This window comes from Planktotalea sp. (assembly GCF_018607965.1).
In the GTDB taxonomy this organism is placed as follows: domain Bacteria; phylum Pseudomonadota; class Alphaproteobacteria; order Rhodobacterales; family Rhodobacteraceae; genus Planktotalea.
In genome coordinates, this window is sequence record NZ_JABBAM010000039.1 from 16828 (window position 1) to 37269 (window position 20442).

The 20442-nt window shown below is 54.0% G+C and carries 22 protein-coding genes and 1 pseudogene; 8 read left to right on the forward strand and 15 right to left on the reverse strand.

Annotated elements, in window-relative coordinates; genetic code table 11:
* Window positions 1–152 precede the first annotated feature (152 nt).
* The gene (locus QZ279_RS03330; RefSeq protein WP_293447911.1) at window positions 153–539 is read left to right on the forward strand and encodes a hypothetical protein; all 387 of its coding nucleotides are present in this window, start codon (window positions 153–155) and stop codon (window positions 537–539) included.
* A gap of 82 nt (window positions 540–621) precedes the next feature.
* Here the strand turns inward: QZ279_RS03330 and QZ279_RS03335 are convergent, their stop codons facing one another.
* From QZ279_RS03335 to QZ279_RS15615, 8 genes and pseudogenes are all read right to left on the reverse strand, one after another.
* Window positions 622–2163, reverse strand: a complete 1542-nt coding sequence (locus tag QZ279_RS03335) for a DEAD/DEAH box helicase (RefSeq protein WP_293447914.1) — start codon at window positions 2161–2163, stop codon at window positions 622–624.
* A gap of 203 nt (window positions 2164–2366) precedes the next feature.
* Entirely contained in the window at window positions 2367–3317 is a 951-nt protein-coding gene (locus QZ279_RS03340) for a glycosyltransferase family 2 protein (protein ID WP_293447916.1), read from the reverse strand.
* A complete protein-coding gene (locus QZ279_RS03345; RefSeq protein ID WP_293447919.1) occupies window positions 3310–3645 on the reverse strand; it encodes a hypothetical protein in 336 nt (111 codons plus the stop codon). Before QZ279_RS03345 ends, QZ279_RS03340 begins: the two co-directional genes overlap by 8 nt.
* Window positions 3646–3819: 174 nt before the next feature.
* Window positions 3820–4683, reverse strand: coding sequence for a glycosyltransferase family 2 protein (locus QZ279_RS03350; RefSeq protein ID WP_293447922.1), 864 nt, complete (start codon window positions 4681–4683; stop codon window positions 3820–3822).
* Between the two features lie 18 nt (window positions 4684–4701).
* Window positions 4702–5022 (reverse strand): hypothetical protein, encoded by a 321-nt coding sequence (locus QZ279_RS03355; protein WP_293447923.1) that lies wholly within the window; start codon window positions 5020–5022, stop codon window positions 4702–4704.
* Window positions 5023–5096: 74 nt separating this feature from the next.
* Window positions 5097–6707 (reverse strand): peptide chain release factor 3, encoded by a 1611-nt coding sequence (locus QZ279_RS03360; RefSeq protein WP_293447956.1) that lies wholly within the window; start codon window positions 6705–6707, stop codon window positions 5097–5099.
* Between the two features lie 264 nt (window positions 6708–6971).
* A pseudogene (locus QZ279_RS15610) lies at window positions 6972–7295 on the reverse strand (Hint domain-containing protein); the annotation flags it as partial.
* Between the two features lie 77 nt (window positions 7296–7372).
* On the reverse strand, window positions 7373–7606 hold the full coding sequence (locus QZ279_RS15615; protein ID WP_366513838.1) for a hypothetical protein: 234 nt from the start codon (window positions 7604–7606) through the stop codon (window positions 7373–7375).
* A 288-nt stretch (window positions 7607–7894) separates the two neighbouring features.
* Between QZ279_RS15615 and QZ279_RS03370 the strand changes: the two genes are divergently transcribed.
* Window positions 7895–8674 (forward strand): SDR family oxidoreductase, encoded by a 780-nt coding sequence (locus QZ279_RS03370; RefSeq protein ID WP_293447925.1) that lies wholly within the window; start codon window positions 7895–7897, stop codon window positions 8672–8674.
* Window positions 8675–8722: 48 nt separating this feature from the next.
* Here the strand turns inward: QZ279_RS03370 and QZ279_RS03375 are convergent, their stop codons facing one another.
* Complete coding sequence (locus tag QZ279_RS03375; RefSeq protein WP_293447928.1) at window positions 8723–9319, reverse strand: hypothetical protein; 597 nt, start codon at window positions 9317–9319, stop codon at window positions 8723–8725.
* Window positions 9320–9537: 218 nt separating this feature from the next.
* Here QZ279_RS03375 and QZ279_RS03380 point away from each other — a divergent pair, with 218 nt between their 5' ends.
* The 6 genes from QZ279_RS03380 (at window position 9538) to QZ279_RS03405 (ending at window position 14776) form a co-directional block, all read left to right on the forward strand.
* On the forward strand, window positions 9538–10917 hold the full coding sequence (locus QZ279_RS03380; RefSeq protein WP_293447930.1) for a sodium:proline symporter: 1380 nt from the start codon (window positions 9538–9540) through the stop codon (window positions 10915–10917).
* A 72-nt stretch (window positions 10918–10989) separates the two neighbouring features.
* On the forward strand, window positions 10990–12072 hold the full coding sequence (locus QZ279_RS03385; RefSeq protein WP_293447958.1) for an ABC transporter ATP-binding protein: 1083 nt from the start codon (window positions 10990–10992) through the stop codon (window positions 12070–12072).
* A 105-nt stretch (window positions 12073–12177) separates the two neighbouring features.
* Window positions 12178–12399: a twin-arginine translocase TatA/TatE family subunit gene (locus QZ279_RS03390; protein ID WP_293447932.1), complete on the forward strand. Its 222-nt coding sequence runs from the start codon at window positions 12178–12180 to the stop codon at window positions 12397–12399.
* A gap of 6 nt (window positions 12400–12405) precedes the next feature.
* Window positions 12406–12996 (forward strand): Sec-independent protein translocase protein TatB, encoded by a 591-nt coding sequence (tatB, locus tag QZ279_RS03395; protein ID WP_293447934.1) that lies wholly within the window; start codon window positions 12406–12408, stop codon window positions 12994–12996.
* On the forward strand, window positions 12993–13946 hold the full coding sequence (locus QZ279_RS03400) for a twin-arginine translocase subunit TatC (RefSeq protein ID WP_293447936.1): 954 nt from the start codon (window positions 12993–12995) through the stop codon (window positions 13944–13946). Before tatB ends, QZ279_RS03400 begins: the two co-directional genes overlap by 4 nt.
* Window positions 13943–14776 (forward strand): ATP-binding protein, encoded by an 834-nt coding sequence (locus QZ279_RS03405; RefSeq protein WP_293447938.1) that lies wholly within the window; start codon window positions 13943–13945, stop codon window positions 14774–14776. The genes QZ279_RS03400 and QZ279_RS03405 overlap by 4 nt, the downstream gene beginning before the upstream one ends.
* Window positions 14777–14803: 27 nt before the next feature.
* Here QZ279_RS03405 and QZ279_RS03410 read toward each other — a convergent pair whose 3' ends face one another.
* The 6 genes from QZ279_RS03410 to QZ279_RS03435 all read right to left on the reverse strand — a co-directional run bounded on the left by QZ279_RS03410 (window position 14804) and on the right by QZ279_RS03435 (window position 20378).
* A complete protein-coding gene (locus QZ279_RS03410) occupies window positions 14804–15976 on the reverse strand; it encodes a peptidoglycan DD-metalloendopeptidase family protein (RefSeq protein WP_293447940.1) in 1173 nt (390 codons plus the stop codon).
* A gap of 64 nt (window positions 15977–16040) precedes the next feature.
* Window positions 16041–16682: a protein-L-isoaspartate(D-aspartate) O-methyltransferase gene (locus tag QZ279_RS03415; protein WP_293447942.1), complete on the reverse strand. Its 642-nt coding sequence runs from the start codon at window positions 16680–16682 to the stop codon at window positions 16041–16043.
* Window positions 16679–17461: a 5'/3'-nucleotidase SurE gene (gene surE / locus QZ279_RS03420; protein ID WP_293447944.1), complete on the reverse strand. Its 783-nt coding sequence runs from the start codon at window positions 17459–17461 to the stop codon at window positions 16679–16681. Before surE ends, QZ279_RS03415 begins: the two co-directional genes overlap by 4 nt.
* 59 nt (window positions 17462–17520) lie before the next feature.
* Window positions 17521–18165: an SDR family oxidoreductase gene (locus QZ279_RS03425; protein ID WP_293447946.1), complete on the reverse strand. Its 645-nt coding sequence runs from the start codon at window positions 18163–18165 to the stop codon at window positions 17521–17523.
* Window positions 18166–18214: 49 nt separating this feature from the next.
* Complete coding sequence (gene purF / locus QZ279_RS03430; RefSeq protein WP_293447960.1) at window positions 18215–19699, reverse strand: amidophosphoribosyltransferase; 1485 nt, start codon at window positions 19697–19699, stop codon at window positions 18215–18217.
* A gap of 118 nt (window positions 19700–19817) precedes the next feature.
* Entirely contained in the window at window positions 19818–20378 is a 561-nt protein-coding gene (locus tag QZ279_RS03435; protein WP_293447948.1) for a CvpA family protein, read from the reverse strand.
* Between the last annotated feature and the right edge of the window lie 64 nt (window positions 20379–20442).

A 20442-nucleotide genomic window follows, 5' to 3' on the forward strand; every position in this document is an offset into this window, starting at 1 on the left:
TCCACGCCACTGTGACGGGCGTGAGCTTTGCCGCCTTTCAGGGAACGCGCGTGTTTCTCGACACGCTCTTCGCGGCCTAGGGTCATCCTGTTGATTTTGCAACAGGGCAGCTGACATTTGATGGTGCGGCGATTTTTGGATATTACGAGACCATGCGCGGTGCCGGGACGTTTGGTACATATGTTCAAACTCAACTGTTCGATTTCGCCTTCATCGCCTCGGTCATTGTCTTTGGCATCTGCTTTGGGACGTTGATTGCCCGCATGGGCAAGCCGCGCAGTGCAACGTTTTTGATGGGGCTGGGCGCTGCCTTTTTTGCATTCACAGGCGGGACGTTTGATGCGCTTGAGAACCTGATGTCGTTTTGGTTGATGCAGTTCGATACCGCGATCCCGCAAGTGCTGGCCTACGTCTATTCCAGCTTTGCCGCGCTCAAGTTCATCTCGCTCACGCTGGCCATGGCGCTTGCGCTTGCGGGTTTGGTCACAGGATTGATTTCTGGTGGCGTGCGGATGATCCGCCCGACGCAAGCCGCATAAGTTACAATGCAAAAGCCCCGGCGCGCAGTTTGCGCTCCGGGGCTATTATTATTCTAAATCAATGCTTTAGTTAGTTAGTTAGTTAGTTTGCGCTGCGCTCTTCAAAGCTCATCGCGATAAAGCCGGGCAGGTGATCGCCCAAGCCCACAACATTGTTGTTTCCACCGCCGCCGCCGCCACGACCGCGATTGGATCGGTTGCGATTGTTGTTTTCGCGCGGGGCGTTCTCACGTGGCGCTTGCTCACGAGGGGCCTGTTCGCGAGGCGCGTGCTTTTGCTTGGGTGCTTCGACCTTAGCGTCAACCTTGGGTGCGTCTGCTTGAACATCTACAACAGGCGCGTCGGCCTGAACAACCTCAGCCTTTGGCGCGTCATCTTTAGGCTTGTTGCGCAACCGTGTGCGCGAACGCTTCGGCTTGTCCTCGCTCATAAATTTCGCGTCATCGGCGCTGACCTCAGCAGGGGTATCAGCAGGTTTCAACGGGTTGTCGATACGTGTGATCTGCTTTTGGATCAGCTTTTCAATCGCGTCGAAATTCTTTTCATCGCGCGGCACACAAATCATCATCGCCTTACCATCACGACCCGCACGACCCGTGCGGCCAATGCGGTGTACGTAGTCCTCGGCGTGGCTGGGAACGTCAAAGTTAAAAACGTGGCTTACGGACGGAACGTCCAAACCGCGCGCGGCAACGTCAGATGCAACGAGGAACCGCAAATTGCCTTCGCGAAACCCATCAAGCGTCTTTGTACGTTGGCTTTGATCCAGATCACCGTGAATAGGGGCCGCGTCATATCCGTATTTTTTCAATGACTTAGAAACCGTATCCACATCCATTTTGCGGTTACAGAAGATGATCGCGTTGGTGCATTTGTCACCCTCATTGTCGATCATCGCGCGCAAGGCTTTACGCTTTTCCGTCGCTTCACGATCCTTGCGCGAGCCTTTGAACATCATCACGACCTGTTCAATATTTTCGGACGCGGTCGCCTGACGCGCAACTTCAACGCGGGCAGGGTTGGATAGGAATGTATTGGTAATGCGTTCGATTTCAGGGGCCATCGTGGCCGAGAAGAACAGCGTTTGGCGCGTAAAGGGCGTCAGGCCGAAGATGCGTTCGATATCAGGGATGAAACCCATATCAAGCATACGGTCGGCTTCGTCGACAACCATGACCTGAACACCCGTCAGCAGCAACTTGCCGCGTTCAACGTGATCAAGCAAACGACCCGGCGTTGCGATCAAAACGTCGACGCCTTTGTCGATTAGCTTATCTTGTTCTTTGAAGGACACGCCACCGATCAACAAAGCTTTGGTGAGCTTGTGATATTTGGTGTAGGTGTCGAAATTTTCTGCAACCTGTGCTGCCAATTCGCGCGTGGGGCAAAGCACCAGCGAGCGTGGCATCCGTGCGCGTGCGCGCCCTTTGGCCAGCAGTGTGATCATTGGCAGCGTAAAGCTGGCGGTCTTGCCCGTACCCGTTTGCGCGATACCTAAAACATCACGGCCTTCCAGCGCAGGGGGAATCGCACCTTCTTGAATAGGGGTGGGGGATTCGTAGCCAGCGTCGACGATGGCTTTAAGGACCTTAGGGTCCAGATTCAGATTAGAGAACTTTGTCATTTGTATCCGTGGCTTACGGACACAATAGGCCCGTACATCTGTATTAGGCCAAATCCGATTGATTGAGTGTCTTTGCACCCCGTGGGCCTTGGGCGAGGGAATAGCGAAAAAGTGCGCGCGGGTCAAATCAACATGGTTTTAGGGCGGCCTTTGGGATGATATTTCGGCAAAGAGGTTGCAAATTGTTCATTATTTGGAAACAATTATGCGTAATCTGGGAATTGTCTCGCGATTGCGTCACCCCGGTTCAGCCTGCGCCAATGCAAAAGCCCGTGTTCGTCCAATCCATCTAGGAGCGCGGGACGGGCCGTGCAGACCTCATGGTAGAACGCCTTCAATCCCGCTTCGCCCCCTTCGTTTTCTATTTGGCTCAGCAGAGTGTGCATATTCAACCCGCCTTTGTCTTTATCAAATGGAGCGTTAAATTCGTCACGATAGGCTCCTTTTGATTTGCGATATTCAAAACTTGCGCGCCAAGCCTCCCAAGTTTCCCCGTGCAAATGGCACAAACGGGTTTGCAGCAATTCCTGCTGGCCCGGGTTTTGATCACCGTTCAAGAACGCGTTGTGAATTTTGACCGACAGTCCCTCAATGCCCGTGCGATAGATCATTTTTCCGGCGACATGACTTAGAAAGCCGCCATTCAAATGCGCGCCATATGTTGGGTAAAGCGCCTGTGTCGTTGCGCGCCGTTCAGGCATTGGCAGCGCAAATCCTTTGAACGGGCGAGGGTCTGTTATAGCGCCCTCCCATGCAAGCGCCTCAATCGGGCGAATGCGCCCACACAGACAACGCGCGTCCAAAGCGCTGAGCTGTTGTGTGAGCGGCGTATCCCAGACAAAGAATTCATCGTGGTCGATATGCGTAAGCCAATCCACCTCAACGCGTTTACCATAGGCATCCGCCGCGTTGATCGTTTGTCGGGGTTGATGTTTGGCGGGGCGTCCACCCCTCTTGTCCCAGTAGGCGGCGTCAGTCTGCGTGACGCGCACTTTTGAATGGGATTTTAGCGCCGTAAACGTTGGCGCATCAGGAGCATCAAGATAAATGTAGATCCGATGCGCGCCGCGTTCCAAATGATAGGCAACAAAGCCCAATACATCGCGCATCGGTGCTTTTACTGTGCTCACGATGCCCCATTTTGGCTCATGCATGGGCGGCCTCAATAGGTTTGATTTGCAAGTGAGTGCGAATAAGCATGCCATTGGCCTCAAGTGTTTTTATAACTTCGGGACGGGCCGTGCAGACCTCGGTGAACAGGTCTTTGGGCCCATCAATGCCATGCTCTTCACGCAGAATATCGATTATATCCCCAAGGCCCAAGCGCGCTTGACCGCGGTCCCTGTAAGACCTTTTGCTTAGTCTGAATTCTAGGTGGCGCTGGAAAGACGGCCAATCTGGTGCGTGGCGATGTAGAACATTAAGTGATTGAACACGCTGTGTGTTTTTCACTTCTACGCCATTTCGTTTGAGAAGATGCACGCCAAATCGCACATCGTCCATTCCTGTGCGTGCAATTGTTTTGCCGGCGGTGTAGCGGATAAAACCAGATCGCAGGTAATCGCCAAATGTTGGATAAAGATCGCCAAGTCGGTCTTTGTCGCAGCCGGCATCGAAATAGGTGCGGCGAAACAGCAGGGGGCCATCGCTGGTGTCTTAGGCAATTTCCTCAGCGGGTGCCATGATCAGCGCTTCGATAGTATCGGGGGCGTTCCTAAGGGCGTCTTTCACATCAGTAGGACTAAATAAATACTCGTCGCAATTAATATGTGCGAGCCATTCTGTCTGCGCATCCCGGTAGGCACGCGTCGCGTTAAACGCTTGGCGTTGTTGGTGTTTTTCCATCTTGGGTTTGCCAGTAGTCCGCCAATAGTCATCATCGCAATTGACCAGTGTGACCCTTGGATCGGCCAACATATCTAACGCAGAACGAGGCAAGGGGGCATCCAGATAGATCTGCATATGCGCAGCACCCAGTGATAGATGATGTGCAATGAAAGGTGCAATCTGATCTGCGCTGGCTTTTATAGTGCTGACCGTTCCCCACGTGTGGGTCTTGGCCTTTGCGGGAACGCTGGCAGGCTCTGGCTCTGCATCGCCTGACCCGATTTCTTTTTGGGCGCGCTGGCGCATTTTGCCGCTACGCAACGTGCCAAACCGGCGAAACACGGTTCCGGAATCGGCGTTCAAAAGGTTCAACAGCTGGTGCGCGAGGGGGGCAATTGTTGGGTCCGCCTTTGCATCCACCCAAAGTTGCCCGAGCATATTGATATCAAGCCCACCCGCCACAGGTGCGTAACGATCCATGTTCATGGGCAATTTGCTATGCACAAGACGTTTGAGTTTGAATTCTTGTTCTGGTGCGAAGCCAGAAAAAAGCCGCTCGGATTCATATAGTTTCATGGTTGCGAACAGAACCGTCATGGAGTGACCGACGCGGCGTTGCACTTCCGTCTGCCCATGGTCGCCAAAGGTGGTGATCGCAGAGACCAACCAACGCGGATCTAGATGTTGGAACAAGAAGTCAGCTTCGGTGTCCTAAAGACGTGTAAACAAATCCATCGTGTGTGCGGGTTGATCAGATTTGCGCAGATGCGCGATCAAGAGGCCATGCAGCTTGCAAAGTTCGGGATGCCCAATGAATTCTTCGTTCAACTCCATAGACTTACGCATATGACCTGAAATCGATTTTGCGCGTGGAACGTCTTTTGCATCAATCGCTTGCACACGTTTTGACTTTAGCGGTGCAAGGTCAATGTCTCGTGCGGGTAGGGCCTCACCCTTGGCAAAGCTCAAAGGATCCTGACGCGCTTGCATGCGTTTCACAACAGCATCAAAGCCACCTTCATAGGTGACCATTGCAGGTTTTTTTCACTCTCTTCTGGATCGCTCATGTCATCTAAAATGCCCGTGCGCGTTGCATGCAGCAAGCGTTAAGAGAGCATCATTTCCTTTGTCGCGCTCAGTGTGACATCGGGGTAGTCGCGCGCCACGCGGTCGATGTCCCATTGCAAGCGGGTGAGGTAGACAACATCGCCGTCGTTGTCTGTCGCGATGTGCATTTTGTTCGCCTCTGCAAAGGCTTCAACAGCTTTTTTATCGCCCAGAACCCACCGCGCAGAGGTGAATTGGCTTTGATCAAAGCGCACAGGCAGGCCGTATTCCAGCTCAATCCGGCTGGCGAGAACTTCGAACTGTAACGCGCCAACGACACCGACGATGTAGCCAGAACCGAACGTAGGCTTGAAGACCTTCGCGGCACCTTCTTCAGCAAACTGCATCAGCGCTTTTTCAAGGTGCTTGGATTTAAGCGGATCACCTGCGCGCACGCCTTGCAGCAATTCTGGCGCGAACGAGGGGATGCCCGTAACGCGCAGCGCTTCGCCCTCTGTTAATGTGTCGCCAATACGCAGCTGACCGTGGTTGGGAATGCCGATGATGTCGCCAGCCCAAGCTTCTTCGGCCAATTCGCGATCAGACGCGAGAAACAAAACAGGATTCGAAATGGCCATCGGTTTTTTCGTGCGCACATGGGTCAGTTTCATGCCACGTTTGAAATGGCCCGATGCAAGACGCACAAACGCAACGCGATCACGGTGTTTTGGGTCCATGTTCGCCTGAACCTTGAATACGAACCCTGCAACTTTTGTCTCGTCGGGTGCAATTTCGCGCGGGGAGGCGCGCTGTACCTGTGGTTCTGGGCCATAAATACTGATCCCATCCATCAATTCTTTTACACCGAACGAGTTGATTGCAGAGCCAAACCAGATGGGCGTCATGTGGCCCTCTAGAACCGACTGCGCATCCAAAGTTGGCAGCAATTCGCGCGCCATCTCGACCTCTTCAATCAGCTTTTCAAGCAGATGTGCCGGCACGTGTTCCGCAAGAGCAGGATCTTCCAAGCCGTTGATTTCAATGGATTCAGCGACCTTGTTACGATCCGCACGATCCATGATCTCAAGGCGGTCGCGCAGCATATCGTAACAGCCCATAAAATCAGGACCTGTGCCAATGGGCCAACTTGCAGGGCTAACATCAATTGCTAGGTTTTCTTGAATTTCATCAATGATATCAAATGTATCGCGGCTTTCACGGTCCATTTTGTTACAGAACGTCAGGATCGGCAGATCGCGCATGCGGCAGACCTCAAACAGCTTTTGTGTTTGGCTCTCGACACCCTTTGCACCGTCGATCACCATCACTGCGGCGTCCACCGCCGTTAGCGTGCGGTACGTGTCCTCGGAAAAATCCGAGTGGCCGGGGGTATCCACCAGATTATAACGGAACTCTTTGAAATCAAACGACATTGCCGACGCGGAGACCGAAATACCTCGATCCTTTTCCATCTGCATAAAGTCAGATCGCGTGCGCCGCGCTTCGCCCTTGGCGCGCACTTGACCCGCCATCTGGATCGCACCACCAAACAAGAGGAATTTTTCCGTCAGGGTCGTCTTACCAGCGTCGGGATGCGAAATGATCGCAAACGTCCGACGTCGGGCAATTTCAGATGGAAGCGCGGGGCGGTTTGTGGCGAGATCTAACATGTCCATCGCTATAGGAGCGGGCGCGGTCCTTGGCAACTCTTTGGCACTAGCGCTTGGATGCTTCCTCAGCTTTTCAGCCGCATCTGGTCCCAAGAGTTCGGAGCCGACTTCGAATTCTTCATGGAGCCAACCAGAATGTCCGCCCAAAGTATCCATGACCTCTGCGCTTACGCTATCTTTCAAAGCGGGACGTGTGCGTGTGTCAACAAGCAGTGTTTCAGCGGCGATGCCTTCAGCAAAGATGATTTGGTGTTGATCGAACAACAGTTGGAAGTAATCAATAAACCCACCATCTTGCTGGGTGACAGTATCGCCGTTCACAAGGTGACGTGCTTTCACCAAAACCTCTGAACGCCCTGCACCGAGTGCGTCACAACGTTGATAAATAAAGAGGCGGTGATCGGGACTTAGGGTCAAATCATTGGCATTATTTAGCGTGCCAGCTTTGATTACGATTGGGGCAAAATCACCGACAGCGCGAACCGTTTGCTGCCCGATCCAGAAAATTTCTTGACCGCCATCGTCGCGCGTTAGCACCTTGTCGCCGATTATTAGATCTTCGATTGGGCGTTGTGCGCCGGAACTCATCGTTATGTTGGTGCCGCGTGAGAACGAAACGCAAGCGGCCTGTGCCAGCTTGCTTGCAGCGTGTTCACGTTCGATACCTACAAGACGATAGTGACCAGCTGGCGTGAGCGGTGCAAGGGCAACACATGGACGTTGGCGACTAAATCCTCTGGGTCAAGTTCAACAAGTAGGAGGAGTTCAAGAGTGGACCCACCGGACGTCATCACAGTCATGCAACTGTCGACCACGACACGCGCGCTTGGTTCTCCAACTTGAGTGTCGTGCGCGATAACGTAGCTACCGTCGGTGCGCGCATGCAAAGACAGGCGCATGGGTTTGGCCTTCTTAATTCATAGACGTCATCAAGCAAGGCCTCTGCTGCAAAACTTAACGTGTCATCAATGTTTGCGCCGTCGACAACAAGAAAGGCCTCTGCAGAAAATATAGGGATACTTTGTGCCAATGCGACGTTGGAGTTGCCACTTGCATTCATTCGAAACACTCGTCTAACTAATCTCTTAAGCGTCCCCATGTCATGAAAGTGTGGCGGATTACAGACCTTACTGCGTCACGGTTAGGCAAACACATGCGCTTGGCGCACCAAAACAAGGGAATTACTGATGGATTTAGGAATAAAAGGTAAGCGCGCGCTGGTTTGTGCATCAAGCAAAGGCTTGGGACGTGGATGCGCAGAGGCGCTGGCAGAGGCGGGCTGCGATTTGATTCTAAATGCACGTGGCGCTGAGGAGTTAGAGAAAGCAGCATCCGAGATTCGCGCAAAATACGGCGTAACTGTTGTGGCTGTTGCTGCTGACATTACGACAGAAGAGGGCCGCGCTGCGGTGCTCAAGGACGCGGGTGATATTGATATCCTTGTGAATAACGCAGGTGGGCCACCTCCTGGAATGTGGTCTGATTGGGAACGTGAGGACTTTATCAAGGCGTTAGACGCCAATATGCTGACCCCAATCGCGCTGATGAAAACGCTTGTTCCGTCAATGATGGACCGTGGCTGGGGGCGTGTCGTTAACATCACGTCTCAGTCGGTGAAATCGCCGATTGGTGTTCTAGGTCTGTCAAATTCGGCGCGCGCAGGTCTGACTGGGTACGTCGCTGGGACATCGCGCCAAGTTGCGGGAACTGGCGTGACGATTAACAACCTTTTGCCAGGTATTCATGCGACGGACCGCGCTGTTTCGCTTGATGGTGGTGTCGCCAAGGCCCAAGGAATTACGTCCGAAGAAGCCAAAGTGCAGCGCTGCAAAACGATTCCGGCGGGACGCTATGGCACGGCGGATGAATTTGGCGCGACCTGTGCGTTTTTGTGTTCAACCCATGCTGCGTTTATCGTGGGGCAAAACATCTTGCACGATGGTGGCGGTGTGAACGCGACGTTCTAGCGGTCCGCTAAAAAGCCCCCCACAAATGCAGACGCGTCGTCGGTTCCACTAAAAAATACCGACGGCGTGTTCACTCCCAATACGTCCAGAAAGTTCAGCTGCGCGTGCGTTGAAATAGGCGGCACCGCTTAGGGATTGTCCATCAAAAGTGCCGTCAATGTTCAACGTTCCATCACTGCCTTGCAAGGTTGCGAAATCAAAATCGGCGCGCAAGGTAAGTCTGCCAGATGTCGCGACGGGTTCCCCATAATCGCGAACATCCCCATCTGATTTTCCAACTTCGATAACCTGATACTCACCACGCATCGTCGCGATTCCAGTTGCAGGTAATGCGCCCAAGTCCGTTTCTGGCAGCAATTCCACAAGCGCGCTAAAGGCTGTTCCGTCACGCCCTAATTCAAAAGCATAGCCATTTCCCGCATCGTCGCGATAGCCTCCCTTCAAAATGGTGGTCAGGGAGCTGTCAAATGTGCCGTCTGGATTTGGTGTCGCGAATCCAGTGCGCAGCGTTGTGGCGGCTTCCTGCGCGACCAATTGTTCGGGTGTCGGATCTCCGTTGATCTGTAACGGATCGCTTTCGGTGCTGCTTGAATTATCACAGTTCGCCAAAATTGAAGCACCCGCCAAGATACAAATTCGAGCCATGTTTTGCAGTGGATGGAATATAAAAATGTGGCAAATCCCCCCGATCGGATGCGCCTAACCTTTGCACCAGCATGGTTACCAAGCCGTTATCGCATACAAATCGACTTATTTCACATGCACCTAACCTCACAATAGTGTCACTTGTGAAAACGTTGCTTTCCTCACCGTTGTGTATCTGTCAGCAAGGCCCAACATTTTTTGCTTCAAGGACCTAACCAATGACAGCCAGTCTTATCGTTGCGATCTTCGCGGCCATTATCCTCGCGAGCCTTCTGGTCGCACCTCGCAGCGTGACCGTTGAGGGGTTCTTTGGCGGCAAAACCTCGCAAGGTGGGGCACCTAGCTTGATCACATTGGTCCTAAGCCAAGTCACCACATGGATTTTTGCACGCTCTCTCATGAATGCCGCAATTTTGGGGTACTTCTACGGAATGGCAGGCACACTTGCCTACACCGCGTACTACGGATCCTTTCTGACGGGTGGTTTCGTTGTCGCACGGTTGCGTGCGGGCGGGGCAGGGTCGGTCCAAGATTGGCTAGGCGCGCGTTTTGGCAGCCTAGGCAAAGGGTGTTACAATTTGGTTGTCGCGCTGCGACTTTTGTCTGAGGTCTTCGCGAATTTGATTGTTGTTGGCCTGATTTTCACGGCAGTCCTTCCCGAAGTTGCGCTTGCCAAAGAACTCTCCATCGGCCTCGTGGCGTTACTAGGCTTGGCGTATTCTGCATGGGGCGGCCTAAGTGCTGCGTTGCGCACAGATGTGCTGCAAATGTCTGTTTTCCTTGTTGTTTTCGTCGTCGCATTCATTGCGATGCTTCTCAGCCCCGGCTTTGATCTGGGTGCGGTTGTGATGGCGCAGGGCACATCAGGCAGCTATAATGGCTGGATTTTGATGGCCGTCGCGGCGCTACAAGTCTTTTCATACCCTGTGCACGACCCCGTCATGATGGATCGCGGGTTTCTTGCCGATCCAAAGACGACACAACGCTCGTTCCTGCACGCGTTCTGGCTGTCCGCGCTGTGCATCATCGCGTTTGGGATGTTTGGCATCCAAGCCAGCCTTGTGGGCGCAGAATATGAGGGTCAACTTATCGGCACATGGGCCGGAATGTTCCCGCCGTGGATCTTCGCAGCTCTGCTGATTTCGCTCTTGGTTTCTGCCCTTAGCACACTCGATTCCGCGCTTTCGTCTGCCTCTCGCCTTTGCGTCGAAGAACTGAACTTCGCACCGCGCACATTGAACGGCGGTCGCACAGTTATGGTGATTTTCATGGCAGCAGGCGCGACTCTGACGGTGTGGGGGAATGCCACGCTTTTCGATGCGGTTGCGGTCAGTGGTACGGCATCGATGTTCCTGACACCCGTGCTGATCGTGGGCCTTGTAATGGGGCGCAGCGTTGCGCTTTGGTCGTACTTGGTGGCCTTTGCCGCCGCGCTGCTGGGGGCTATCATCTATTTTGCGCGCGCAGCCGACTGGGCGGCAAACCTCCTTCCAGAGGGTCATAAATACGAACAGCTCTTTGCGATCTGTATTGTCGTGTTGATCGTTGGATTTGTCGCAGTTCTTGCAGGTGCGCGGCGGGTTGAACCAGCGGTTTGAGGCTGGTAGGACAGTTTAAACTTGATGAAATCTATCAAGTTTATTGTTCACGACCCAGATGAAGGCCCCGTCATGCAAGGCACTGCGCCGCGTTTAGAGATTCGCAACCTGACGCGTCGTTTTGGCGGCGAGACGGTCGTTGATGACGTGTCTCTCAGCATTTTGCCGGGGCAGGTGACCTGCTTGCTTGGTCCCTCCGGCTGCGGAAAGTCCACGACCCTGCGCATGATCGCGGGTGTAGACATGCAAGACAGCGGCGAAATCTGGGTGGATGGTCAGCTGATTTGCGACGGCGCTTTCACCGTTCCTGCGGAACAGCGCGGCATTGGCTTGATGTTCCAAGATTTCGCGTTGTTCCCTCATATGAGCGTGTCTGACAACGTGGCTTTTGGTCTAAAAGGGACGCGCGCCGAAAAACGTGTGCGTGTCGAAGAACTGCTCGGCAAAGTCGACCTGATGCGTCTGATTGATGCCTACCCGCATGAACTATCAGGCGGCGAACAACAGCGCGTAGCATTGGCGCGCGCACTGGCACCGCGTCCAAAGATCATGCTGATGGATGAACCTTTTTCTGGCCTTGATAACCGCCTGCGCGATGGCATTCGTGATGAAACGCTGGCGTTGCTGAAAGACGAAGACGCTGCTGTTCTATTGGTCACGCATGAACCCGAAGAGGCCATGCGCATGGCAGATGAAATTGCGCTGATGCGGGACGGCGAAATCGTGCAACGTGGTGCGCCCTATAATATCTACAATGCCCCCGTTGATATGGAAGCCGTCGGTTTTTTCAGTGATATCAACGTGATACGCAGCACGGCCAATGGCGCTTTGGCGGATACGCCATTTGGACAGTTTCTTGCCCCCGGTGTAGCCGATGGTGCGCAAGTGGACATTGTATTTCGTCCCCAACACGTTGGCATCGACTTTGATCGCGGTGGAAAAGGCCCGTTGCCCACTGTACGTGACGGGGTTGCCGCGCGTGGTCTTGTGCAGCGCGCGCGCTTTATGGGGTCAGAATCCCTTGTTGAATTCAAGATGGACGACAAGGACGCGATGATCAGTGCGACCGTGCCCAACGTGTTCTTGCCCAAAGTTGGCACGCCTTTGTGGCTGACGATACGGCGTGATCGCTGCTTTATTTTCCCAGCAAATTAACGTTTGCCCTTTTAACGCAGGGCATGAGTCAATAGATACAGTTCGAACGTGGGCGCTAAAGCGCGCCCATGACACGACTTTTGAAAGATTTTTGGGAGAATACTCATGCTTAACAATATCGGCCTTCCCGGCCTGCTTCTTATCGCTGTTGTCGTCCTTGTGCTGTTTGGCCGTGGCAAAATCAGCTCGCTCATGGGCGAAGTCGGCAAGGGCATCACGTCCTTCAAGAAGGGCATCAACGAAGGTTCTAAAGAGCTTGAAGAAGAGATGACGGACGCTGCGGAAGACGCAAAAGACGTGACGCCCAAAGAGACAGACAAGGTTTAATAACACATGTTAGATCTGGGCTGGACAGAGCTTCTGGTGATTGGCGTTGTTGCGCTGATCGTCATCGGTCCCAAGGATTTGCCAATGCTGTTCCGCAAGGTCGGACAGTATGTGGGCAAGGCCAAGGGCATGGCGCGCGAATTTTCTCGTGCGATGGATCAGGCTGCGGACGAGAGCGGCATGAAGGAAGCAACATCCAGCTTTAAAGATATGACCAGTTCCAAGAATATGGGCCTGGACGGGTGGGACGAAGCCACCAAGGATCTAAAAAACTGGGATCCTGAAACCGAGATCGGCAAGATGGCGGCCGAGCGCGCCGAAGCGTCCAAGAAGATCCACGAAGTTTCTACCAAAAAGGCCGAAGAACGCCTTGCGGCCCAAGCTGCCCGCGCGGCTGACGTCAAGACAGAAGCCGCATCGACTGCTGCACCCAAGAAGGCTGCTGCGAAAAAGCCGGCTGCAAAGAAAGCACCTGCGAAAAAGGCTGCGCCAAAAACAGCGACGAAAACTGTCGCCAAGACCACCGCCACAAAGCCAGCAGCAAAGAAACCCGCTGCGAAAAAGACCACCCCTAAAGCGGCAAAGGATTCTGCATGAGCCAGACAGACGACGTCGAAGACAGCTCCGCGCCATTGATCGAACATTTGGCAGAGCTGCGCACCCGTTTAATTCGCGCAGTCGGGGCCTTTGTCGTTGGCATCATCTTGGCGTTCATGGTCGCAGAACCGATCCTAGAATTCCTGCTTGCACCGATTGAAAACACGTTGCGCGATTTGGGCGATCCAAACCCGACGTTGCAATACACATCGCCGCAAGAATACCTATTCACACTATTCCGCATCTCGATGGTGTTTGGCTTTATCCTAGCCTTTCCTGTGATCGCCTTTCAGCTTTGGCGCTTTGTGGCACCGGGCCTATATAAGAAAGAGCAGAACGCATTCTTGCCGTTCTTGATCGCATCACCTGTGATGTTCCTCCTTGGCGCGTCCTTCGCGCAGTTTGTGGTTACACCTCTCGCGATGTCCTTCTTCTTGGGCTTTGCAGACGTCAGCTCGATCTTCACAGGATTACTGGCAACAGTCGCAAACGTGCCTTTGGGCGATGGCCTACCGCCCACAGGTGATTTGTTTGCAGAACCAGCAACAGATAGCAGCGGCGTGCGCATTACCTTCTTTGGTAAGGTGAACGAAAGCCTTGATATCACACTGAAATTCATCATCGCCTTTGGCATGTGTTTCCAGTTGCCTGTGCTTTTGACCCTGATGGGCAAAGCAGGCCTTGTGAGTGCAGATGGCCTTGGCGCGGTGCGTAAATATGCGATGGTTGGCATCCTTTTGCTGGCCGCACTGGTGACACCACCAGACGTAATCACGCAGTTGATTCTGTTCGTTGTGGTCTATGGCCTTTATGAAATTTCGATCTTCCTTGTGCGCCGTGTCGAAACCAAACGTGACGACAAGCTGCGTGAAGACGGCTATTTCGACGATGACGAAGAGGAATTCGACGATCCTCTCATGAAGGAGTTTGACGAAGAGGGCGACAAATGACCGAGTTAGAGCGTATTGCGGCGGCGTTAGAGCGCCTCGCACCTGCGCCCTTGGCCGCGCCTGATTTCGCCTCTGCGAGTGCGTTCATCTGGCAGACAGGGCCTGATGCCTTGTTGCCCGTCGCAAACGTTAACCGTATCGCGCTTGATCTGCTGATTGGGATTAACCGCGCGCGCGATACTCTGTTGGCCAACACACGTCAGTTCGCCAACGGTTTTCCCGCCAATAATGCATTGCTCTGGGGCTCGCGCGGGATGGGGAAATCCTCGCTCGTGAAGGCAGTGCATGCACAACTGATTGAAGAGGGCGCAGACCTTAAGATAGTTGAGTTGCAGCGCGAAGACCTTCCCAGTGTAGGGCGTCTGTTAGAGCTACTACGCGGTGCGCCACAGCGCTTTGTGCTTTATTGCGATGACCTGTCGTTTAGTCACGATGATGATCAATATAAGTCACTAAAGGCCGTGCTTGATGGGGGCATCGAAGGGCGTCCGGACAACGTGCTGCTTTATGCAACGTCGAACCGACGTCACCTTATGCCGCGCGATATGATTGAAAATGAGCGCTCTAGCGCGATCAATCCGGGCGAAGCGGTTGAAGAAAAAGTCTCGCTGTCAGATCGTTTTGGTCTGTGGTTGGGCTTCCACCCTTGCGATCAAGATGAATACCTCGCGATGATTGATGGCTACTGCGCCAGCGCGGGCCTTCGCATTGACCCCGCAGTTCTGCGCGCAGAGGCGATTGAATGGCAAGCCACACGTGGGTCCCGTTCTGGGCGTGTTGCATGGCAGTTTTTCTGTGATCTGGCAGGCCGTCACGGTGTTGCGATCTGATCTACACAGACCGCGAACACCTTGATATTATTGCAAATAGGGCAGTGGATCGACGCTATCAAAGCCCTTACGTACTTCAAAATGCAAGAAGTCCGAGCTACCCGCACGTACCGCGGCAAGCTGCTGGCCACGCGAAACCGTATCGCCCTTTTTGACTTTCAAACCATCAACATTGGCGTAGACCGTCAGAAGGTTATCTGGGTGCTTCACCACGATAATCGGTAGGTTATCAGTATTCTCGGTGATTGCTGCGACCGTGCCAGAGGCAGCGGCTTTCACAGGGGTTCCTGCGCTCGCGGCGATTCCGATGCCGTCATTTTTACCCTTAGAATATTCCCGAATGATGGCGCCTGTCACAGGATATCCCATGCGGCTAGCGCTTGCGGTCTTGGTCGGTTTGGCCAGCACTGGTGCGACGGGCGCAACGATAGGCGCTGCTGCTGCGACGGGCGTTTCAGCCGGCAAAGGTTTCACGGCTGATGGCGGTGTGGGGGTCGGCGAACCTACGCCGGGATTGGTGGTTGCCGCCAAAGGCGTCGGTGCGCTTGCTGTTTGATCCTGAGCTACTGGGATAAGCAAGAATTGGCCTTCGCGCACGGAAAAGTCTTTATCAAGCCCGTTCCAATCGGCAAGTGAGCGGACCGAGATATTGTATAGACGCGCAATCGTGAACGCCGTTTCGCCGCGTGCGACCTGATGGCGAATGGGCTCTGGCGTTGCCGCGCCTGCGCTTGGAAGCGCTGAGGTGGTGACGGGTGAGCTATTAATGGCGTTTTGTGCAAGCGCTGTTATGTCGACTGAACCTGGTGTGGTTGGAATGCCGGTTTGTGCGCCTCCCGGCAGGGTTGAGACAGGATTGCGCAGTGCCAAAACTTCATCTTTGCGAAGCTGGGTATCTTCTGCAAGTCCATTATATCGAGCAATATCAGTCGCATCCACACCAATTCGTGCTGCTATTGATGCAACTGTGTCGCCGCGATTTGCAACGGCGACTTGATAATTGGGATATGTAATAACGCCGCGCTCGTCAGGAATTGGGCGGTTCTGGGTCGCATTGATTGCTGCAGTTGTGGTATCAAATTTGTTACCAGTCGTGCCGCGAAAATCCAGATCAAGCCCATCTGCGCAAGCGCTGAGGGTGATCAAAGCAGTGCCACACAAAAACGCGCGCACAGGTTTGCTGCTTGCAAAAATCGTCATCTCGATATCCTCACATGCGCCGTGTTGCCCACAGCGTCCTGAAATTTAACGCCTTATAACAGATTTATCCGTCGCGTCCCAGCCCTTCGATGAGGGGGACAAAACGAACGGGTCGAAGTTCGTCATATTCAAAGCCACGTTCATCACGGGTCACGCGGATTAGGCTTTGAACAGCGTCTGATTGACCAACGGGTAAGACCATAATGCCACCCACTTTTAGCTGCGCCAAAAGCGGGCCGGGGGGATCTTCTGCAGCGGCGGTCACAAGGATGCGATCAAACGGTGCTTGGTCTGGCAGGCCGTGGCTTCCGTCTGCGGTGAATGCTGTAATATTTGTTATGTTTAATGCGTCAAAGACTTCGCGGGCCTCATTCACCAACCGCTTGTGACGATCTACGGTGTAAACGCGACGTGCAACGTGGCTAAGAACGGCGGCTTGATAGCCAGACCCTGTGCCAACTTCGAGAACGGTATCACGTGGACCTGCTTTCAACGCTTGCGTCATCAAACCAACTACCGAGGGCTGGCTGATGGTTTGTCCACACGGAATAGGCAACGGCATATCTTCGTAAGCGCGTTCGGCAAACAAACCACGAATAAAAGCGGCGCGATCGACCTTTTCCATAGCTGTCAGCACGCGCGCATCCGTCACGCCCTTTGAGCGCAACGCGAAAAGAAACTGCATGAGGGTTGAAGCGTCTGTCATAGGTTCGCGGCAAAGCGCTCCATCTCGTCATCAGCGGTCAAATCTGCGCGCATTGGTGTGACAGAGATGTAGCCATCCAGATTTACTGCGGCGTCCGTGCCGTCAGCGGGGCGAACACGTTGGTCGCCGCCTTTGATCCATAGAAAACGACGCCCTGACGGGGACATATGTGGCTCAACTCCAAAGTACACATCGGGACGACGCCCTTGGCGCGCAACCTGCACGCCCTTCACGTCTGCCGCTGGAACGGGCGGAAAGTTTACGTTGAACAAGAGGAGATAATCGCTTTGAACGTCAGGCACTTGCGCCAAAATACGGCGTACAACGTCCGCGCCGTGGGCCGCTGAGGCCTCAAACGGATCATCAAGGTTTAGGTTTTCTGGGCCGTAGTACTGCGACAAAGCAATTGAGGTGATGCCCTGCAACGCGCCCTCAATAGCCGCGCCAATCGTTCCAGAATAAAGCGTGTTTTCAGCAGAGTTGTTGCCGCGATTGATACCAGACAGGATCACATCAGGGCGCGCGTCTTTCATGACGTCATGCAGTCCAACGAGAACGCAATCGGCGGGTGAGCCTTCGGTTGCAAAACGACGTTCGCCCATCTGGGAAACCATCATCGGATGTGTATAGCTGATGCAATGACCGACGCCGGATTGTTCAAACGCCGGGGCAACCACCCAGACTTCGCCGTCTTGGCCTGCCAGTTCGTTCGCGATGCCCTCAAGGGTTTTTAGACCCTGTGCATTGATGCCGTCGTCATTGGTGATGAGAATACGCATGTTTGCCCCTTTGCCCGCTTGTTTGATCCTTAGTGGAGGTGGCAGGATGCGTAAAGGCTTTAGGCGTTTAACAGCCGTGGAAGCAGAGTTGCAGCAACGTCGCGAGGATGCGCAAGGGCTGTGCGGTCTTCACCGGGATGAAAGCGCGAACGGGTCGCCGTGGACATCGCGGGGGGCGTTTCGATCAAAACGCGTGGACCTGTTGATTTGCTTTCCTCGGCCCAAGAGCGCGCAAGCGTGATTTGCGTGGCTTTGGAGGCCGCGTAGGGGCCGTGGAACTTTGTACCAATGGTTTGGTCGTCAAAGAACATCGCCGTACCGGTGTCACCAAGAAGGGGAGCGATGTAGGGAATAAGGATGCCCATAGACGTGGCATTAACAGACATGGATTTATCCCAGTCCTTCGTATCGATGTGGCCTGTTGGGGTCAAAGGTGCTGCGTGAACAGCCGTGTGGACCCAAAGATCGATGCTGCCCCAGCGATCATAGATCGAGCGACACAGCTGGGCCATCGCATCGCGGTTGGTGATATCCATAGGGGCAAGCGTGGCCTGTCCCCCCTTAGCCTGGATCTTGTCGTCAAGGTCTTCAAGCGCCCCAGTGGTGCGCGCAACAGCCACCACGTGGTGTGTGGCCGCTAAGGCTTCGGCCACTACAAATCCGAGGCCGCGCGATGCGCCGGTGATGAGTGCGATTTTGCTCATGTAGGATGCCTCCGGCGGGGATATTTAAGGAGAGAGGATGCTGACAGGACTATTCGGCTGCTTTGAGTTCGAACCCTTTGGTGATCTGGTCCGATGGTTTGACGGGGTATTCACCTGAGAAGCATGCGTCACAATATTGCGGGCATTTAGCGTTGCGCCCTTCCGCTTCGCCAACGGCGCGGTAAAGGCCATCGAGCGAGATGAATTTCAGGCTGTCCACAGTAAGGTGCTGACGCATTTCTTCCTCGGTCATTGTCGCCGCTAGCAGTTTGTCGCGTTGCGGCGTGTCGACGCCGTAGAAACAGGGCCACGCGGTGGGCGGCGATGCGATGCGAAAATGTACTTCGGCAGCACCCGCATCGAGGATCATCTCTTTGATCTTGCGCGAGGTGGTGCCACGCACAACGCTGTCGTCCACAAGGATCACGCGTTTGCCTTTGATCAGCGCGCGGTTCACGTTTAGTTTGAGGCGCACGCCCATGTTACGGATGGATTCTGTCGGCTCGATAAATGTGCGGCCCATGTATTGGTTGCGGATGATGCCCATCGCGTAGGGGATCCCGCTTTCTTGAGAAAAGCCAATCGCTGCTGGCGTGCCGCTGTCTGGAACAGGACATACAAGGTCTGCGTCAACAGGGCTTTCTTTGGCCAATTCAACACCGATCTGGCGGCGGGTTTCATAGACGGAACGACCGCCGATGATGCTGTCAGGGCGGGAAAAATAAACGTGCTCAAAGATGCAGAAGCGCGAATTTTGGCGGCGGAACGGGAAATTGCTTTCGACGCCATTCTCAGCGGTAATCACGACCATTTCGCCGGGTTCGATTTCACGCACGTATTCCGCACCAATGATATCCAACGCACAGGTTTCAGAGCTAAGGACCCAGCCGTCACCCTCTAATTTGCCCAGCACCAAAGGACGTACGCCCAGAGGATCACGCACGCCGATCAGTTTGGTGCGCGTCATTGCGACGATGGAGAATGCGCCCTCAACACGGCGCAACGCGTCTTCCATACGTTCTGGAATATTGCGCTGCATGGAGCGGGCCATCAGGTGAATAATACACTCGGAATCAGAGGAGCTTTGAAAGATCGAGCCGCGCTCGATCAGTTCTTTGCGCAGAGCGTCGGCATTGGTGATGTTGCCGTTATGCGCAATTGCTGCGCCGCCCATAGAGAATTCGCCAAAGAATGGCTGCACATCACGAATAACCGCACCCTTGGAGCCAGCTGTAGAATAACGCACATGACCGATGGCAAGTGGACCGGGGAGCGTTTCCATCAAGGATGCTTTGGTGAAATTATCACGCACATATCCGAAGCGACGGGCTGAATTGAAACCCTGTTCTGGATCGTGGCTGACAATTCCGCCAGCTTCTTGACCGCGATGCTGCAAAGCGTGCAGGCCGAGGGCAACGAAATTGGCGGCATCTGAGGCACCAACTACGCCGAAGACGCCACATTCCTCTTTCAGTTTATCGTCGCTGTCATCAGCGCGCGAATAGTCAAAGTCGAAAGGGTGGGCAGGCGGCATAGACTTGGGCAGGTTTGATTTGGACAAGGCGAGCAGCTCCATATCCGGAATGTGGCAGTTGTGACCCTATTAGAGCGTCACACTTAGGAAGTCATCAACTCATCCGTGCGAAGCGGCCTTATTCTGGCGTGCCGCATGTTCCGACGAGTTGTTCGTATTGTGTTGTGATCCACCCAAGCGCTTGCTCTGGATTGCGATCTTCGATCTTGCCAGTCATGCGCTCAAAAACTTTCGCAGAGCGGCTTTCATCGACCATGGTGATGTCTTGCTGGGTGACCACAGTTTGGTAGACGAAAAACGCAATTGCAACCAGTAAGACGCCGCGCAAAACACCAAAGAGAAAGCCGATGCCTTGGTCAATACCACCAAGAGCGGAGCGCTGGATCAGTGAGGACATCAGCGGGGTAAACAAAGAGGTGACGATCAAAGCGATTGCGAAGACAACCGCGAAGGCCGCAATAATGGCCAACTCGCAGCTATCTGCGAGGAATTCACCGATGACGGGGATTTCTTTGACCAGCGGTTCAACTTGGGGTGCGAATGCAAAGGCAAGGAACGCAGCGGCAAGCCAGCCTGCGATGGCCAAGGCTTCGCGCACGAAACCGCGCGAATAGGCAAGGAGGGCAGAGAGTACGATGATGACCGCAACTACACCGTCAATAATGGTAAAACCGTCCATATGCCCATTCGCTTTCTTGTCTTTGGTAGCGCGTTAGCCCGCGCTCGTCTGGTGTTGCGCGTTA

What these genes read in the sequence shown, in the direction of transcription:
- QZ279_RS03330 (WP_293447911.1), top strand. Translation starts at nt 153, where the DNA reads ATGCGCGGTGCCGGGACGTTTGGTACATATGTTCAAACTCAACTGTTC.
- QZ279_RS03335 (WP_293447914.1), bottom strand. Translation starts at nt 2,163, where the DNA reads ATGACAAAGTTCTCTAATCTGAATCTGGACCCTAAGGTCCTTAAAGCC.
- QZ279_RS03340 (WP_293447916.1), bottom strand. Translation starts at nt 3,317, where the DNA reads ATGCATGAGCCAAAATGGGGCATCGTGAGCACAGTAAAAGCACCGATG.
- QZ279_RS03355 (WP_293447923.1), bottom strand. Translation starts at nt 5,022, where the DNA reads ATGGTCACCTATGAAGGTGGCTTTGATGCTGTTGTGAAACGCATGCAA.
- QZ279_RS03360 (WP_293447956.1), bottom strand. Translation starts at nt 6,707, where the DNA reads ATGTTAGATCTCGCCACAAACCGCCCCGCGCTTCCATCTGAAATTGCC.
- QZ279_RS15615 (WP_366513838.1), bottom strand. Translation starts at nt 7,606, where the DNA reads ATGCGCCTGTCTTTGCATGCGCGCACCGACGGTAGCTACGTTATCGCG.
- QZ279_RS03370 (WP_293447925.1), top strand. Translation starts at nt 7,895, where the DNA reads ATGGATTTAGGAATAAAAGGTAAGCGCGCGCTGGTTTGTGCATCAAGC.
- QZ279_RS03375 (WP_293447928.1), bottom strand. Translation starts at nt 9,319, where the DNA reads ATGGCTCGAATTTGTATCTTGGCGGGTGCTTCAATTTTGGCGAACTGT.
- QZ279_RS03380 (WP_293447930.1), top strand. Translation starts at nt 9,538, where the DNA reads ATGACAGCCAGTCTTATCGTTGCGATCTTCGCGGCCATTATCCTCGCG.
- QZ279_RS03385 (WP_293447958.1), top strand. Translation starts at nt 10,990, where the DNA reads ATGCAAGGCACTGCGCCGCGTTTAGAGATTCGCAACCTGACGCGTCGT.
- QZ279_RS03390 (WP_293447932.1), top strand. Translation starts at nt 12,178, where the DNA reads ATGCTTAACAATATCGGCCTTCCCGGCCTGCTTCTTATCGCTGTTGTC.
- tatB (WP_293447934.1), top strand. Translation starts at nt 12,406, where the DNA reads ATGTTAGATCTGGGCTGGACAGAGCTTCTGGTGATTGGCGTTGTTGCG.
- QZ279_RS03400 (WP_293447936.1), top strand. Translation starts at nt 12,993, where the DNA reads ATGAGCCAGACAGACGACGTCGAAGACAGCTCCGCGCCATTGATCGAA.
- QZ279_RS03405 (WP_293447938.1), top strand. Translation starts at nt 13,943, where the DNA reads ATGACCGAGTTAGAGCGTATTGCGGCGGCGTTAGAGCGCCTCGCACCT.
- QZ279_RS03410 (WP_293447940.1), bottom strand. Translation starts at nt 15,976, where the DNA reads ATGACGATTTTTGCAAGCAGCAAACCTGTGCGCGCGTTTTTGTGTGGC.
- QZ279_RS03415 (WP_293447942.1), bottom strand. Translation starts at nt 16,682, where the DNA reads ATGACAGACGCTTCAACCCTCATGCAGTTTCTTTTCGCGTTGCGCTCA.
- surE (WP_293447944.1), bottom strand. Translation starts at nt 17,461, where the DNA reads ATGCGTATTCTCATCACCAATGACGACGGCATCAATGCACAGGGTCTA.
- QZ279_RS03425 (WP_293447946.1), bottom strand. Translation starts at nt 18,165, where the DNA reads ATGAGCAAAATCGCACTCATCACCGGCGCATCGCGCGGCCTCGGATTT.
- purF (WP_293447960.1), bottom strand. Translation starts at nt 19,699, where the DNA reads ATGCCGCCTGCCCACCCTTTCGACTTTGACTATTCGCGCGCTGATGAC.
- QZ279_RS03435 (WP_293447948.1), bottom strand. Translation starts at nt 20,378, where the DNA reads ATGGACGGTTTTACCATTATTGACGGTGTAGTTGCGGTCATCATCGTA.